At 42.8% G+C, this 13,076-nt stretch carries 9 protein-coding genes; 3 read left to right on the forward strand and 6 right to left on the reverse strand.

The features are described from left to right. Positions 1-8: 8 nt before the first annotated feature. On the reverse strand, positions 9-1,142 hold the full coding sequence (asd, locus tag DXK30_RS05195; protein ID WP_114700800.1) for an aspartate-semialdehyde dehydrogenase: 1,134 nt from the start codon (positions 1,140-1,142) through the stop codon (positions 9-11). Positions 1,143-1,581: 439 nt separating this feature from the next. Between asd and DXK30_RS05200 the strand changes: the two genes are divergently transcribed. Then, complete coding sequence (locus tag DXK30_RS05200; RefSeq protein WP_114700801.1) at positions 1,582-2,712, forward strand: endonuclease/exonuclease/phosphatase family protein; 1,131 nt, start codon at positions 1,582-1,584, stop codon at positions 2,710-2,712. Positions 2,713-3,189: 477 nt separating this feature from the next. Here DXK30_RS05200 and DXK30_RS05205 read toward each other — a convergent pair whose 3' ends face one another. Together DXK30_RS05205 and lptD are read right to left on the reverse strand one after the other, a co-directional pair. Next, complete coding sequence (locus tag DXK30_RS05205; RefSeq protein ID WP_114700802.1) at positions 3,190-4,581, reverse strand: peptidylprolyl isomerase; 1,392 nt, start codon at positions 4,579-4,581, stop codon at positions 3,190-3,192. 156 nt (positions 4,582-4,737) lie between these two features. Beyond that, positions 4,738-7,836, reverse strand: coding sequence for an LPS-assembly protein LptD (lptD, locus tag DXK30_RS05210; protein WP_114700803.1), 3,099 nt, complete (start codon positions 7,834-7,836; stop codon positions 4,738-4,740). A gap of 381 nt (positions 7,837-8,217) precedes the next feature. Between lptD and DXK30_RS05215 the strand changes: the two genes are divergently transcribed. Both DXK30_RS05215 and murU read left to right on the forward strand, forming a co-directional pair. Continuing rightward, the gene (locus DXK30_RS05215) at positions 8,218-9,321 is read left to right on the forward strand and encodes an aminoglycoside phosphotransferase family protein (protein WP_227670766.1); all 1,104 of its coding nucleotides are present in this window, start codon (positions 8,218-8,220) and stop codon (positions 9,319-9,321) included. Positions 9,322-9,367: 46 nt separating this feature from the next. Next, the gene (murU, locus tag DXK30_RS05220) at positions 9,368-10,105 is read left to right on the forward strand and encodes an N-acetylmuramate alpha-1-phosphate uridylyltransferase MurU (RefSeq protein WP_114700805.1); all 738 of its coding nucleotides are present in this window, start codon (positions 9,368-9,370) and stop codon (positions 10,103-10,105) included. A 178-nt stretch (positions 10,106-10,283) separates the two neighbouring features. Here murU and DXK30_RS05225 read toward each other — a convergent pair whose 3' ends face one another. From DXK30_RS05225 to DXK30_RS05235, 3 genes are all read right to left on the reverse strand, one after another. Then, a complete protein-coding gene (locus DXK30_RS05225) occupies positions 10,284-10,400 on the reverse strand; it encodes a DUF2474 domain-containing protein (protein ID WP_114700806.1) in 117 nt (38 codons plus the stop codon). 95 nt (positions 10,401-10,495) lie between these two features. After that, positions 10,496-11,512 (reverse strand): cytochrome d ubiquinol oxidase subunit II, encoded by a 1,017-nt coding sequence (gene cydB / locus DXK30_RS05230; RefSeq protein ID WP_114700807.1) that lies wholly within the window; start codon positions 11,510-11,512, stop codon positions 10,496-10,498. Further along, a complete protein-coding gene (locus DXK30_RS05235) occupies positions 11,512-13,008 on the reverse strand; it encodes a cytochrome ubiquinol oxidase subunit I (RefSeq protein WP_114700808.1) in 1,497 nt (498 codons plus the stop codon). Before DXK30_RS05235 ends, cydB begins: the two co-directional genes overlap by 1 nt. Positions 13,009-13,076: the final 68 nt, after the last annotated feature.

Consider the following 13,076-nt stretch of genomic DNA (forward strand, 5'->3'; position numbering starts at 1 on the left):
TATCTGAGTTAGACGTTTTGCTCACGGATGATATTAAGCATACGACGTAATGGTTCTGCTGCGCCCCACAACAACTGATCGCCAACGGTAAATGCGCCTAGATACTCAGGGCCCATATTCAACTTACGCAAGCGACCTAGCGCAACAGTTAAGGTGCCAGTCACTGCCACTGGAGTTAGGCGATTCATGGTAGCTTCTTTATCATCTTCGACCAAGTCCAACCACTCGTTGCCACTGTTTCTGAGTGCAGCTTCGATTTCTTCTAGCGGAATGTCTTTTTTCAGTTTGATCGTTAGGCCTTGCGCATGACAACGCATAGCACCGACGCGTACACACATACCATCGATAGGAATCGTACTAGCTTCATCGTTACCCAAGATCTTATTGGTCTCGACGCCGCCTTTCCATTCCTCTTTCGACTGTTTGTTTTCTAGCTGCGCATCAATATAAGGAATCAAGCTACCAGCCAATGGTACACCGAAGTATTGTGTAGGAAAGTCTGCTGAGCGCTGAGTCTGAGCGATTTTTTTATCAATCTCAAGAATAGCACTAGCAGGGTCAGCCAATTCGTCTTGGACGGCATCATGTAATACGCCCATGCCATTGATGAGCTCACGCATGTTGTTTGCGCCAGAGCCACTAGCGGCCTGATATGTCATCGCGCTGACCCATTCGACCCAGCCTTTATTAAACAGCTCACCGATAGCCATCAGCATCAATGATACGGTACAGTTACCACCGATAAAGTCTTTTTTGCCGTTGGCTAGGGCACTATCAATGACATTACGGTTGACTGGATCAAGAATGATGATGCTGTCATCTTTCATTCGTAAAGTACTTGCTGCATCAACCCAATAGCCGTTCCAACCGCTATCACGCAATGGTTGATGGACTTTTGACGTATAGTCACCACCTTGGCAAGTAATAACGACATCACAAGCAGCAAGTGCTTCAATATCATGAGCATCTTTTAGTTGGCCGGTTTCAATACCATCGAATTGTGGTGCATCGCCACCAGCATTACTGGTAGAAAAAAACACGGGTGTAATACCGTTGAAGTCATTTTCTTCCTGCATACGTTGTATCAATACTGACCCTACCATACCGCGCCAGCCTACCAAACCTACTGTTAAATCACTCATGAAGTTCAATCCTATTTACAATTATTTGTTGCATCGTCAACCGATAACAATGCCGTGAATGGCGCGAAAAAGCAAGGCGTTTTGGCTATTATTTGGTCGTTTTCCATACACTATTAACTATGTCGGCTATAACTTTAAGTTATTACTATTAAAGAGATACTTGGCTATCTGACGACCTCAAAAATATGGTGTTTAATAAAGCACTCATTATATTGAATGAGCCAATATTGTAACGTTTTATGATAGTTGTCGCATAATTGAGACTCACCAGTAGGCGAGAATCTTCTGAAATGCTAAAGTAAGTCTCAAACACAATTACTCGACGTTAGTTATTTGATGTCAGGTGATTTACAACCACGATATTTCTTATCAAACGAAAGCTTAACCAATATACATCATCAGCTCTATCGACACTTTAATCAACGGTTAGTACCTACTTATGGATCTTTCACTATTATATTACGCCTTACAAGGTCTAGCAGGATTCATCGCCTTTGTCACAATCTGGGGCTGGTTGCCACTGGATGACTGGTGGGTGCGCGGTGTTGAGTTTCCACGCATTCAAATAATGGTGCTTGGTATTATCGCTTGGGTTGGCATGATAGTGTTTTTCTCAGAGTGGGAATTAGGGCAGTGGATATTGTTTGTTGTACTGAGCGGTACGTTAGCATTTCAGCTGAGAATGGTACTGCCATATACTAAGCTGTGGAAAAAAGAAGTTCAAAAGGCAAAAGACAAGCCAGAAGGGCAAGCGCATCAAATAAAAATCATGGTATCAAACGTATTGACGCCCAATGACGAAACGCAAAAGCTGGTCGATTTAGTTAAGCAAAAGCAGCCTGATATCTTAATTACATTAGAGAGTGACAAGAAATGGGAGCAAGCCTTACACCAAGTTGAGTCTGATTATCCATATACCGTAAAAGTGCCACTAGATAATTTATATGGTATGCACTTGTATTCTAAGCTTGAGCTTATCGATCCTGAAGTTAAGTATTTGATGATAGATGATATACCTTCTATCCATACTCAATTGCGTTTGCAAGGAGGCCGCGTCATTTGGTTATATTGCTTGCATCCTATGCCGCCTAGCCCAACTGAAGCTGATAAGTCCACCACGCGTGATGCTGAGCTGCTCATGGTTGGTAAACATATAAAAGAAAACGATCAAACGGCGATACTGGCAGGTGATCTCAATGATGTCGCATGGTCAAAAACCACACGACGTTTCCAACGTATCTCTGGCCTGTTAGACCCTCGTATTGGTCGACATTTTATTAATACCTTCCATGTTAAATATCCGTTTCTTCGTTGGGCTTTAGACCATATCTTTCATAGTGCCTGCTTTACAGTAGTTGATATTCAGCGTATGCCATCCGTAGGATCTGATCATTTTCCTGTGATGACTACCTTGCAATACGAGCCAGAAGAGGCAAGCAAGCAAGAAGGCAATGCGCCTACTGCACAAGCAGAAGATATCCAAGAGACTGACAACAAAATCGAAGAAGGCAAGAAAGAAGGCGAAAAAGTGTCAGAAGAGCACAGACAAGAGCAGCGCAGCTTTGGTTAATAAAATAGGCTGTTTATTAGCTGTAATACATAGAGATAATGTAAGCATATGCTTACGCAAAATAGAGTCTTTAGCTTCTATCGGCACCAAATCCATTGGCCTATAATACATCCATCAACACAAGGATACGCATGGATGTAGTGTTGAGACAGTATCAATAAAAGCACAGGTCAGCCCGCTGTCTTATATAATACTGTTAAATGACTTAGGATGAGTCAGCACGGAAGAGAGATAATAACAATAATACGAAGTATTGAAACCCTGAACCAATCGCCCTAGGTTCGGGGTTTTTCTTTATATGGATTTTAGTTTATCAAGATTTAAACTACTTAACTTTGGAATTTTCTCATCAAAGCTTCCAGTTAAATATCTAACTGCGCAAACAAAAGAAGGGTATATGCAATGGCATATACCCTTCTTTATTTAAATCGATTCAATATTCTAGCTAATTTAATACTATTAGCTTATTATAACATATTAGCCAAGTATCTGAATATAAGCGCCAGCACGTAGCTCTTGTAGCCAGTCTTCTTGAGCTTGCGGTGCTAGGCGTTGATACAATGCTTGACGTGCCATGTTGCGACGATATTGCTCGCTAATATCCTGCTCACGCTTACCGTCGACTTTTAGGATATGCCAACCAAATTTTGTCTTAAATGGTGCAGAGTAGTCACCAACCGCTGTATTTTTCATGGTAGCTTCAAATGGACCAACCATATCTTCTTCGCTAACCCAATCAAGATCACCGCCACGTCCCGCAGAACCTGGATCGTCTGAATATGTTGAGGCTAGGCTAGCAAAGTCAGCGCCGCCACGAAGTTGCTCGTATAGATCATTGATTTTTTGTTCAGCAAGCGCGTCAGTTTGTAGATCATCGACTTTGACTAAGATATGGCGAGTATGCCACTGTGGTATCAGCATCGTGTCACTGGCTTTTTTATCAGCAAGTTTGATGATATCAATACCTTCAGGAGTCAATAATGGCTCGCTTACGGTACCAACGTCTAATTTGGTAATTTTGCTAGACAGCTCTGTTGGTAAAGAAGCTGCCTTATGAAAGCCCATATCTCCACCTTGCAATGGAATCGGATAGCTACCTTGGCTAGCAGCAACGGCTTCAGCGACGTTGACATTTGGCTCAAGCAAACGCGTACGTAATGCCTGCGCCACTTTTAATGCTTCTTCACGTTGAGCGGCCGATAGGCGACTATAGTTATCTATATAAGGCACACGTACGTGAATGGTTTGATATTCGCTTTGATTCAGACGTTTGGCTTCAGGTGAGGCCAAAAATGCATCAATGTCTTGCTCGCTAATACGTACTCGGCGAGTAATTTGACGCTGCTGTAGCGCTTGGATAGAAGCCTCTTCGATCAGTTTGGCGCGTAGATTGGCATAACTACCAGGCTTTGCGGCATCTAGACGTTGTTGCAATACTGCAATGCTATTAAGGCCTTCAGCTTGAGCGATTTGACCAAGACGTTGATTGATCTCTGCTTCATCGGCAGACAGTCCCGCGCGTTTGACCATAGACAGTTGTAGTTCACGCAAAATAAGCGCGTTTAACACTTCAGACTGTAGTTGTGCTGAGTTTGCGATAGGCTCACCAGCAGCTTTGGCACGTGCTTGAGTTTGCTCAATAGCATCAACCAATTCGCTTTTTAAGATAGCATTTTCATTAACTAGGGCAATAATACCGTCTGTACTGTTGGCTGGCGTCAAGCGATTGACTGAGCTTTGCGTAGCAGAAGTAGAAGCTTGAGCCGCTGCAGGTTTGACAGTAGCAGCGTTGGCACTTAACGTAAGCGTAAGGCCTGCCATAGATAGCAATACTGCTCTGCTAGTCTGACGTAAAGAAAAAAATCTCATGATGCTCCTCATCAATGTCATTGCATCGGATGGTAGTTGATCAACTCTATCCGATACCCTTAATAATAAAATATTCGACAGCGTTTCCCATAATAGGGGTTCAAATAGTGTCTTATAGATATTTACGTAAATAACTCTAATCTAGCAAAAAACTGGTTAGTCTTTCCATGCCGTCTGTACAGGTTCAAAGCCCAAAATCTTATCAGCAAGCAATCGTGTCAAACGGCTACTACCGCTGCCAAGACCATTTAATCTAACTTCTGCCATAATAGCTTGTGTTGGCTCGTCTTTTACGTTTAGGTCATTGTAATAGCGGCGACCATAAACAGCAAAGCCGAAACAGCAATCTTCGTAATCAACACCGATGAGTGAATCAAGCATCTTGTTACGATTATAATCGTATTGACCTTGAGCCAATATGCGCCAGCTGTTATTGATAGGGAAAACAGCGGAGGCGGTAAACGCAGATAACGGCAACTGATCGGTATTGTCATCACGCTGACGCTTAACATAACCCACATTAAATAAGCTATTGTCTGACGGCTGATAGCGCAGTTCAGTCGTAATGTAGTTCAAATCATAATTACTGGTTAAGGCACCGCTAACATCAACCCAAAAATTATTATAGGGTTGAGTGCTGGTATCCCATACCATACCTGAAGACGACGAGGTAAATACGGGCTGATCGTCATCAAGTGTTACACGTCCATCATCTAGATAGAACTGTTCTGCAATGCTACCATCAAAACGTGTCACACCCGTTGCATCGATGTAACGATAATTGACACCAGGCGTAATAGAATGCAAATCCTGCAAACGATCATGACCTAAGAACCAACTGTCTGAAAATAGCTGTTCATAGTTAATAGAGGCAATACGCGTATTAAAGTTAGGAATGTCGTTTTGGTTCTTATACGGTGAATACGTATATTTTACGCGTGGGCTAAGTAAACGATAGCCGCCCATCGTATCGTCAAACGCACCAAATGGTGAGCCCGCTTGGTAAAAATTTAGACCAGCATCGATACTGGCTTGCGGGACAAATACAGATTGACTGCCATCTTCTTCACTAAGCTGATTATCTGCTAAGCTATCTTCATCATATGACGTATATAGATGCTGCAAGCTAAGCTTAGGTTTGATATAACCCCAAGAGGTTTCCATCGGATAGGCGGCGCTCAGTTTATTATAAATGCGTGCGCCACTTTTTTCGTTTTCAGAACCATCATCGATAGACTTTTTGAAGTATGCAGAATCATTAATACCAGTGATATCGAAGCGCTCAGCCCAAGGCAGGCGATAATTTAATTTGAGCTGTGGCAAACGTGAGTATGGCTTGTCTTTGTCTTCTAACGCCTCACCGCTATCAGTGAAAGCATCTAGAGTCTGGAAAGTTTCTATTTTTAATTCCCCATCGACATAATCATTGTAATAATTGACGCGGGCACGACGTGGCAAGTTTATCGTGCTGTCTGATAATCCCAACGTATCAAAATCATTAAGGTAGTCGGCATCTGATACATAGTTATATTCGGCGTCAGCGCTTAATCGTGGAATGCTTTTCGACGACCAAGTATGGTCATAAAACAAGCTGGTACGATCTTCGTCGTCATACTCTTTATCATTTGGTAAGTATGAACCGTTTAAAATACCTTCTCCATAGCTTTCAGTCAGATAACGGAACTCGCCTGATAGCATAGGGTTACGGTCAGTATAAATATGCGTGTTAAGAGTAGCATCATAGTTAGGCGCTAAGTTGAAATAATAAGGAATATCAACTTCAAGACCACTTTCACTACTGACGCTAGCACTTGGTAATAAAAACCCACTACTACGGCGACTGTCTATCGGGAAGTTAAAGTAGGGGAGATAAAATACGGGTATGTCAGCCACACGGAAAGTGGTGTTATACGCTTCGCCGCGCCCTGTATCGGTATTTAGATCGATACTTTTGGCTTCAAACTGCCATTTGCGGTTGGTAGGTGGACAGGTACTAAACATAACCTGATCCAGCTCGTATTCACTCTCATTCGGTTTGTTTAAGCGTTTGGCATAGCCGTGCGCTTGTAGACCGACACTGGCAAACGCCACATCATTGGCCGTTGATTGACCAGTCTCAGTATTGTAATTCAAGCTATCTGCAACGCCAATTAGGCCACCTTGTGCCGCTCTATCATTAAAGCTAGCTTGGCCGTTATTTGTAGCGGCATTGTTTGTAGCGGCATTGTTTGTAGAGCTATTGCTTGTACGCTGTCCAGTCGCATTATCTGTAAACATGACTTTGCCTTGAGCAGCCGCAACGCCATTGCTCAAGTCAATCATGACTTTTTCTGCTTCAATATGCTGAGTGCCTTGGTCGATTTTTACATTGCCTGATAGCTCAGCGTAGTTCACGTTATTGTAATAACCGTAATCAGACTCGGTAAATAAAGGGGCTTGATTGTTCGGAACGCTAGCTACATTTGGTGCTGGTTGTCCGTTTGCCGTACCAGCCTCATTCACAGCGCGTTGATAATTGGGATTACTCTGCGGAGATACCCATTGACCTTCACAGCGCTGGGCACTGTCCACGGCATTTGGCAGTAGACGTAAATCTCTACCGACCTTTGGAATCGTCTGTGCGGCAGGCATCGCATTATCATGAGCATTGTTCGCTTCAGTACTGATAACGTCCTTGTTTAATGTCGAAGCATCGGTATCTGGAGTTAGCTCATAAAACTCTGCTAAGCGCATTAGGCTGGCTTGAATACTCTCGTCATTAAGATTTAGCTTGCCATTGTCAGTTGTTATCGCTTTAGGGACAAAAGCACTGCTATCTAGTGTATTACTGCTTGGTTGGTTGCTAGTTTCTGTATTTAGATTAGCAGCATTAGAAACTTCATTGTTAAAAGCTTCAGGGTCAGCAGCTTCATTAATATCTGTAATATCTAGGTCATTGTTCTCAGAGAACCTGCTATCTAACGTAGTATCATTTGAGAAAGTAGTGTTGTTCGTATTAGCAGAACTAGCATTGTCTTGATAGCTGTAATTTAGAATGTCTGTGTCTTGATAGCCATCATTACTTTGAGTACGACTAATATTATCGACATCAGTCGCCACACTATTAGAAGCATAGCTGCCTGTACTATCCGTAGTGAGTGGTTCAGTTTTTTGCGTATTGGCATCACCAATGGCAGCACTGACAGTTAGGCTAGACAAGCCTAAGGCACCAAATAAGATCAAGCGGATGCTTTGGTAAAGCGGAGAATATAACAAGGGCACACCTATGATTGCAGAGCTTATTGGATTGCATGACTGAGTTTAGTAGCGGTATCACCGAACGACATAAAGCAGTGAACGAGCGACTAAAATATGACTAATGTATTCTCAAAAATTTGGATGTTTTATATATAATGACGACTAATCATAGTCAAAAAAAACCAAATCAGCTACACTATTTACCAAAATTTATAATATAGCCATGCTGATTTTTAAGTAGCGATAGCGATTCTATCCGACATCAAGTATTGAATGATATAGCAATACGTCTGTGGCAGCTTATATAGCACCGCCGCATATCGCTATTTTAGCAAGTATTTGTCCGACTTATCACTACTTTAATTATTTATGACTTATATTTAACCAGCGATGCCCAATATGACTGACAAAACGACTTTAGAGACTGATATGATCGATGAAAATAACAACCGCCAACAGCAATTAGAACAATGGTTACAGCAAGTATTTTTAGATCAAACATTTAGTCTAGACAGCTTACCTGGTGACGCTAGTGCCCGCCGATATCATCGTATCGAACTATCAGAGACAGACAATAGTACCAATAAGCATTATATCGTCATGGACTCCGCTGACGAGCAAGATGCGATGCTGCAATTCATCAATGTCGCTAAGCTGATGGCACCTGCTGTCAACGTGCCGACTCTGACTGCACAAAATGTAGAAAAAGGATTTTTGGTATTACAAGATTTTGGCACAGTAGAATTTGCTCATTTGCTTGTCGATGCCACCGCAGACCAAATCAATGACTACTATCAACTAGCAATGCAGACATTAGTGGCGCTACAAACGGTACCAGTAGAAACGGCAAAGTCGCAACACCAATTGCCAGATTATGATATAGCACTATTAGACCGCGAGATGGATTTATTTAGCGAATGGTTTATGCCTTATATTGGTGTCGCGCTAGATGAGCAGGTTTGGGGAAACCTAAAAACAGCGTTAATGAATGAGATTTTGCAACAGCCACAAGTGGTGGTCCATCGTGATTATCACAGCCGCAACCTCATGCAAGATCAAGCAGATAAATCAAAGTTGGGCGTGATTGATTTTCAAGATGCCGTCATTGGCTCGTATGCTTATGATTTAGTGTCGTTAGTCCGCGATGCTTATGTTGAGTGGTCAGAGAACCAAATAGCTGCATGGATTGAGGACTTTTGGCAGCTACAAAAACAAAAATCACTAACCACTGCTGATAGCGCGGTGCAGTTTGAAAACGATGTGAATGTCATAGGCGTACAACGTCACTTAAAGGTATTAGGGATTTTTATTCGTTTGTCTGAGCGTGATGGCAAAGATCGCTATTTGGCGGATATTCCTAAAGTCATGCGTGATTTGATTATTGAATTAAACTGGCTTGCCGAACATGGCAACGATGAACTAAAGCAATCAATTACACCGTTTAATCAATGGCTACAAGAGGCAGTGCTACCTGCTTATAAAGAGAAGTTTGCTTCAGCGTAGATGACGCTCAGCTAAATTAATTTAAATAATAAAGATAGGAGCGCAGATGTCTACCTCTACGATTACACAAGCCATGATTTTGGCAGCGGGCAAGGGCACACGCCTACGTCCATTAACGCTTGAGACGCCCAAGCCTTTGGTTGAAGTCGCAGGTCAACCGCTTATTGTTTGGCATATTAGAGCACTACAAGCAGCAGGCATTACCGATATCACGGTCAATGCATCATGGTTGGCAGATAAGCTAATGGACGCCTTAGGTGACGGTTCACAGTATGGCGTAAAGCTGCATTGGTCAGTAGAAGGTGATGAACCACTTGAGACCGCAGGCGGCATTTTTCAGGCATTACAGTCAGGTAAACTAAAAGATGAGCCGTTTATTCTGGTCAATTCTGATGTCTGGACTACCTATGACTTCTCTCAATTAACAGATTATACATTGGGAGCGGATCAGCGCGCGCATTTGTTACTGATTGATAATCCAGAGCACAATAATGGCGGCGATTTCGCTATCAATAACGGTCTTGCTAGTGAACAACCGGTGGGCGATGCAGATAAGTATACCTTCGCTGGTATTAGCGTAATGTCACCCAAATTGGTAGAGGGGCTGGTATCAGGACAGCCTGCTGCATTGGCACCGCTACTAAAGCAAGCAATGATAAAGTTTCAGGTTACTGCTGAAGTGACGACAGATAATTGGATAGACGTGGGGACACCTGAGCGTCTAACACAGGTTAATGAGTTTATCGAACAGCATGATATCAAGCATGCAGGTAAACCAAACTGATAAATTTAAGATAAATAAAAAGCAGCGTCGATTATTCAACGCTGCTTTTTTTATGCATATAGAGTTATTTTTTACGAAATGTCTAAAAGGTATATTGGCAAGACAGAAATGCAAATTTAACATCTAGCAAGCTATTTATTAGCTAACTAGCACTCAATCGTATGATTAGGCAATTACGCTAAACACCCATGGCCAGCTTGATTATCTGAGCAATGGTAAACACCACTAAAAACCCTGCCAAATATAGACCTACAAACCATGCCCATTGCGATTGTTTTTTACTGAACTTTTTCATAGAGATCTCCTGATTAGCGTTTGAAGCGTGACTACCATCTATAAACGATGATAGCCATCCTTTTTAGCTGATCCGTTGTCCGCCGTGATTAGCGACTAGTACATCGGATTGTGATCAGATTTACCTTTGAAGGTATAGTAAGCAAATGCTGTATAGCTCAAGATAATCGGTAACATGATACATGCGCCAATCAACATGAATGATAAAGAAGTATCAGCAGCAGCAGCCTCATAAATCGTCATTTGATACGGTACGATATAAGGAAATAGGGCAAAACAAACGCCGATGTAACCCATTAAAAATAAGGCAACTGTTAGTAAAAATGGACGATATTCACGCTCAGTTTTTAAGTCTTTACGCATGATAAAGAATAAAAGCATGACAATGATAGGCATAGGAGCAAGGTATAACAAATCTGGGAAACTAAACCATCCTTCTAATGCATCGATGTCTGAGAAATACATAAATGCTGTGACTACAACCATTGCTACTAGTAACGCAGTAAGCATCCATTTAGAAACTTGGCGCGCCCATACTTGTAATGTGTGCTCTGTTTTTATGATAAGCCACGTTGAACCAAGCAAAGCATAGCCGATAATCATGGCAAATCCACACACAATCGAGAAGGGTGTGAGCCAATCAAATGGGCCACCAGTATAGAGACGATTACTGGCTTCTAACCCTTGTACTAACGCCCCAAGCATAATGCCTTGAGAGAAAGTGGCAACAACTGAGCCGACAAAGAAAAAGGTATCCCATACATGCCGGCGCGAAGACGATTTAAAGCGAAATTCAAACGCCACGCCGCGCATGATAAGACCGAACAACATGGCAGTCACGGGTAAATAAAGACCTGTCATGATGATGCCATAAGCAACAGGGAATGCTGCGAATAGACCACCACCGCCTAGTACTAGCCATGTCTCGTTACCATCCCAAAATGGCGCGATAGAGTTCATCATGCGGCTACGGTTTTTATCTGAGCCTGCAAACGGGAACAAAATACCGCAGCCTAAATCAAAGCCATCAAGCAGTACATAGACAAAGACAGACAAAGCAATCAAACCGCCCCAAATGAGAGGTAAATCTAATACATCACCGAAGTTAAACATTAGCGTAATCCTCCATCATCGATATCATTTGCAGGCTCATCTAAACCTTCTTCAGTACTTATATCAGGATTACTATCACCACTTAACGCGCGGCCTTGACTCTCTGTTACTGAATGCTCGTAAAAGTTATCTTCTGCCGGATCTGTATAAGTCTTAGGTCCTTGAGCAATCAAGCGCAAAATATAAAAACTGCCTGCACCAAAGACAAATATGTACAGTACGATAAAGCCAACCAACGTGGTGGCTACCTGCTGTGCTGCGAGAGGAGACATGCTTTCAGCGGTACGAATGACACCATAAACAGTATAAGGCTGGCGTCCTGTCTCAGTTACGAACCAACCCGATAATAAGGCGATAAAGCCAAGCGGTGTCATCATCATCCAAGCACGGTGGAACCACACACTTTCAGTATTGAACTGCTGTTTTTTGAAGTATTTGTATAGACTGAATAGGCCGACCAGCACCATAAGCATGCCGATACCAACCATAATACGAAACGCCCAAAACACGATAATGACGGGTGGTTGATCTTCAGGTGCCCAGTTTTTGAGCCCTTTAACTTCACCATCTAACGAATGGGTTAAGATTAAACCTGTCACATAAGGAATTTTTACTTCGTACTTATTGGTTTGGTTTTCTTGATCAGGAATCGCAAATAAGCGCAATGCGGCACCGCGCTCATCCTCCCAGAGTCCTTCCATCGCAGCTACTTTAGCAGGTTGATGCTCAAGGGTGTTGAGACCATGCTCATCACCAATCAACACTTGCGCCGGCGCAACAAAGATGGCCATAATCATCGCCATACCTAGCATCACACGACCATGCGCGCGGTGCTCGACATGCTTTTTGGATTGAATATAATATGCGCCGATACCACCGACGACAAAAGCAGTCGTCAGAAAGGCTGCTGTCATCATATGAGCGTAACGGTAAGGGAATGAGGGGTTGAAAATAATTTCAAGCCAGTTGGTTGGATAGAGCAGGCCATCTGCACCCATCATAAAACCCTGAGGGGTCTGCATGAAGCTGTTAGCGGCTAATATCCAAAAACCTGAAATCAATGTACCGATAGCAACGATGGCGGTTGCAGCAAAATGCATGCGTTTGCTCACGCGGCCCCAACCAAATAGCATAATACCCAAGAAGGACGCTTCTAAGAAGAACGCTGTCAATACTTCATAGGCAAGTAATGGGCCTAGAACGTTACCAGCCTTATCAGAGAAGACGGCCCAGTTAGTACCGAACTGGTAGGACATTACCACGCCCGATACCACGCCTAAACCAAAGACAACAGCAAATATTTTGACCCAATGCTTGTAGACTTCAGCATAGATAGGTTCACCAGTTCTCAACCAGCGGAATTCAAGCACCGCAAGCCAGCTGGCAAGTCCGATAGAGAAGGCAGGAAAGACGATATGGAACGAGATAACAAAAGCGAATTGGATACGCGCAAGCATCAGCGCATCGAGCTGGTCAATCATAAATGTAGCGAACATAAACGGTTACTCTCATCTGTTAGCTGAATAGCGCTGACTTCCATACAACGCTCAAGTAACTGTCCGTA

It is taken from the genome of Psychrobacter proteolyticus (assembly GCF_003350005.1).
GTDB lineage: Bacteria > Pseudomonadota > Gammaproteobacteria > Pseudomonadales > Moraxellaceae > Psychrobacter > Psychrobacter proteolyticus.

Excerpts from the sequence above, each read along its gene's own strand:
- asd (WP_114700800.1), bottom strand. The coding sequence starts at position 1,142 with ATGAGTGATTTAACAGTAGGTTTGGTAGGCTGGCGCGGTATGGTAGGG.
- DXK30_RS05200 (WP_114700801.1), top strand. The coding sequence starts at position 1,582 with ATGGATCTTTCACTATTATATTACGCCTTACAAGGTCTAGCAGGATTC.
- DXK30_RS05205 (WP_114700802.1), bottom strand. The coding sequence starts at position 4,581 with ATGAGATTTTTTTCTTTACGTCAGACTAGCAGAGCAGTATTGCTATCT.
- DXK30_RS05215 (WP_227670766.1), top strand. The coding sequence starts at position 8,218 with ATGACTGACAAAACGACTTTAGAGACTGATATGATCGATGAAAATAAC.
- murU (WP_114700805.1), top strand. The coding sequence starts at position 9,368 with ATGTCTACCTCTACGATTACACAAGCCATGATTTTGGCAGCGGGCAAG.
- DXK30_RS05225 (WP_114700806.1), bottom strand. The coding sequence starts at position 10,400 with ATGAAAAAGTTCAGTAAAAAACAATCGCAATGGGCATGGTTTGTAGGT.
- cydB (WP_114700807.1), bottom strand. The coding sequence starts at position 11,512 with ATGTTTAACTTCGGTGATGTATTAGATTTACCTCTCATTTGGGGCGGT.
- DXK30_RS05235 (WP_114700808.1), bottom strand. The coding sequence starts at position 13,008 with ATGTTCGCTACATTTATGATTGACCAGCTCGATGCGCTGATGCTTGCG.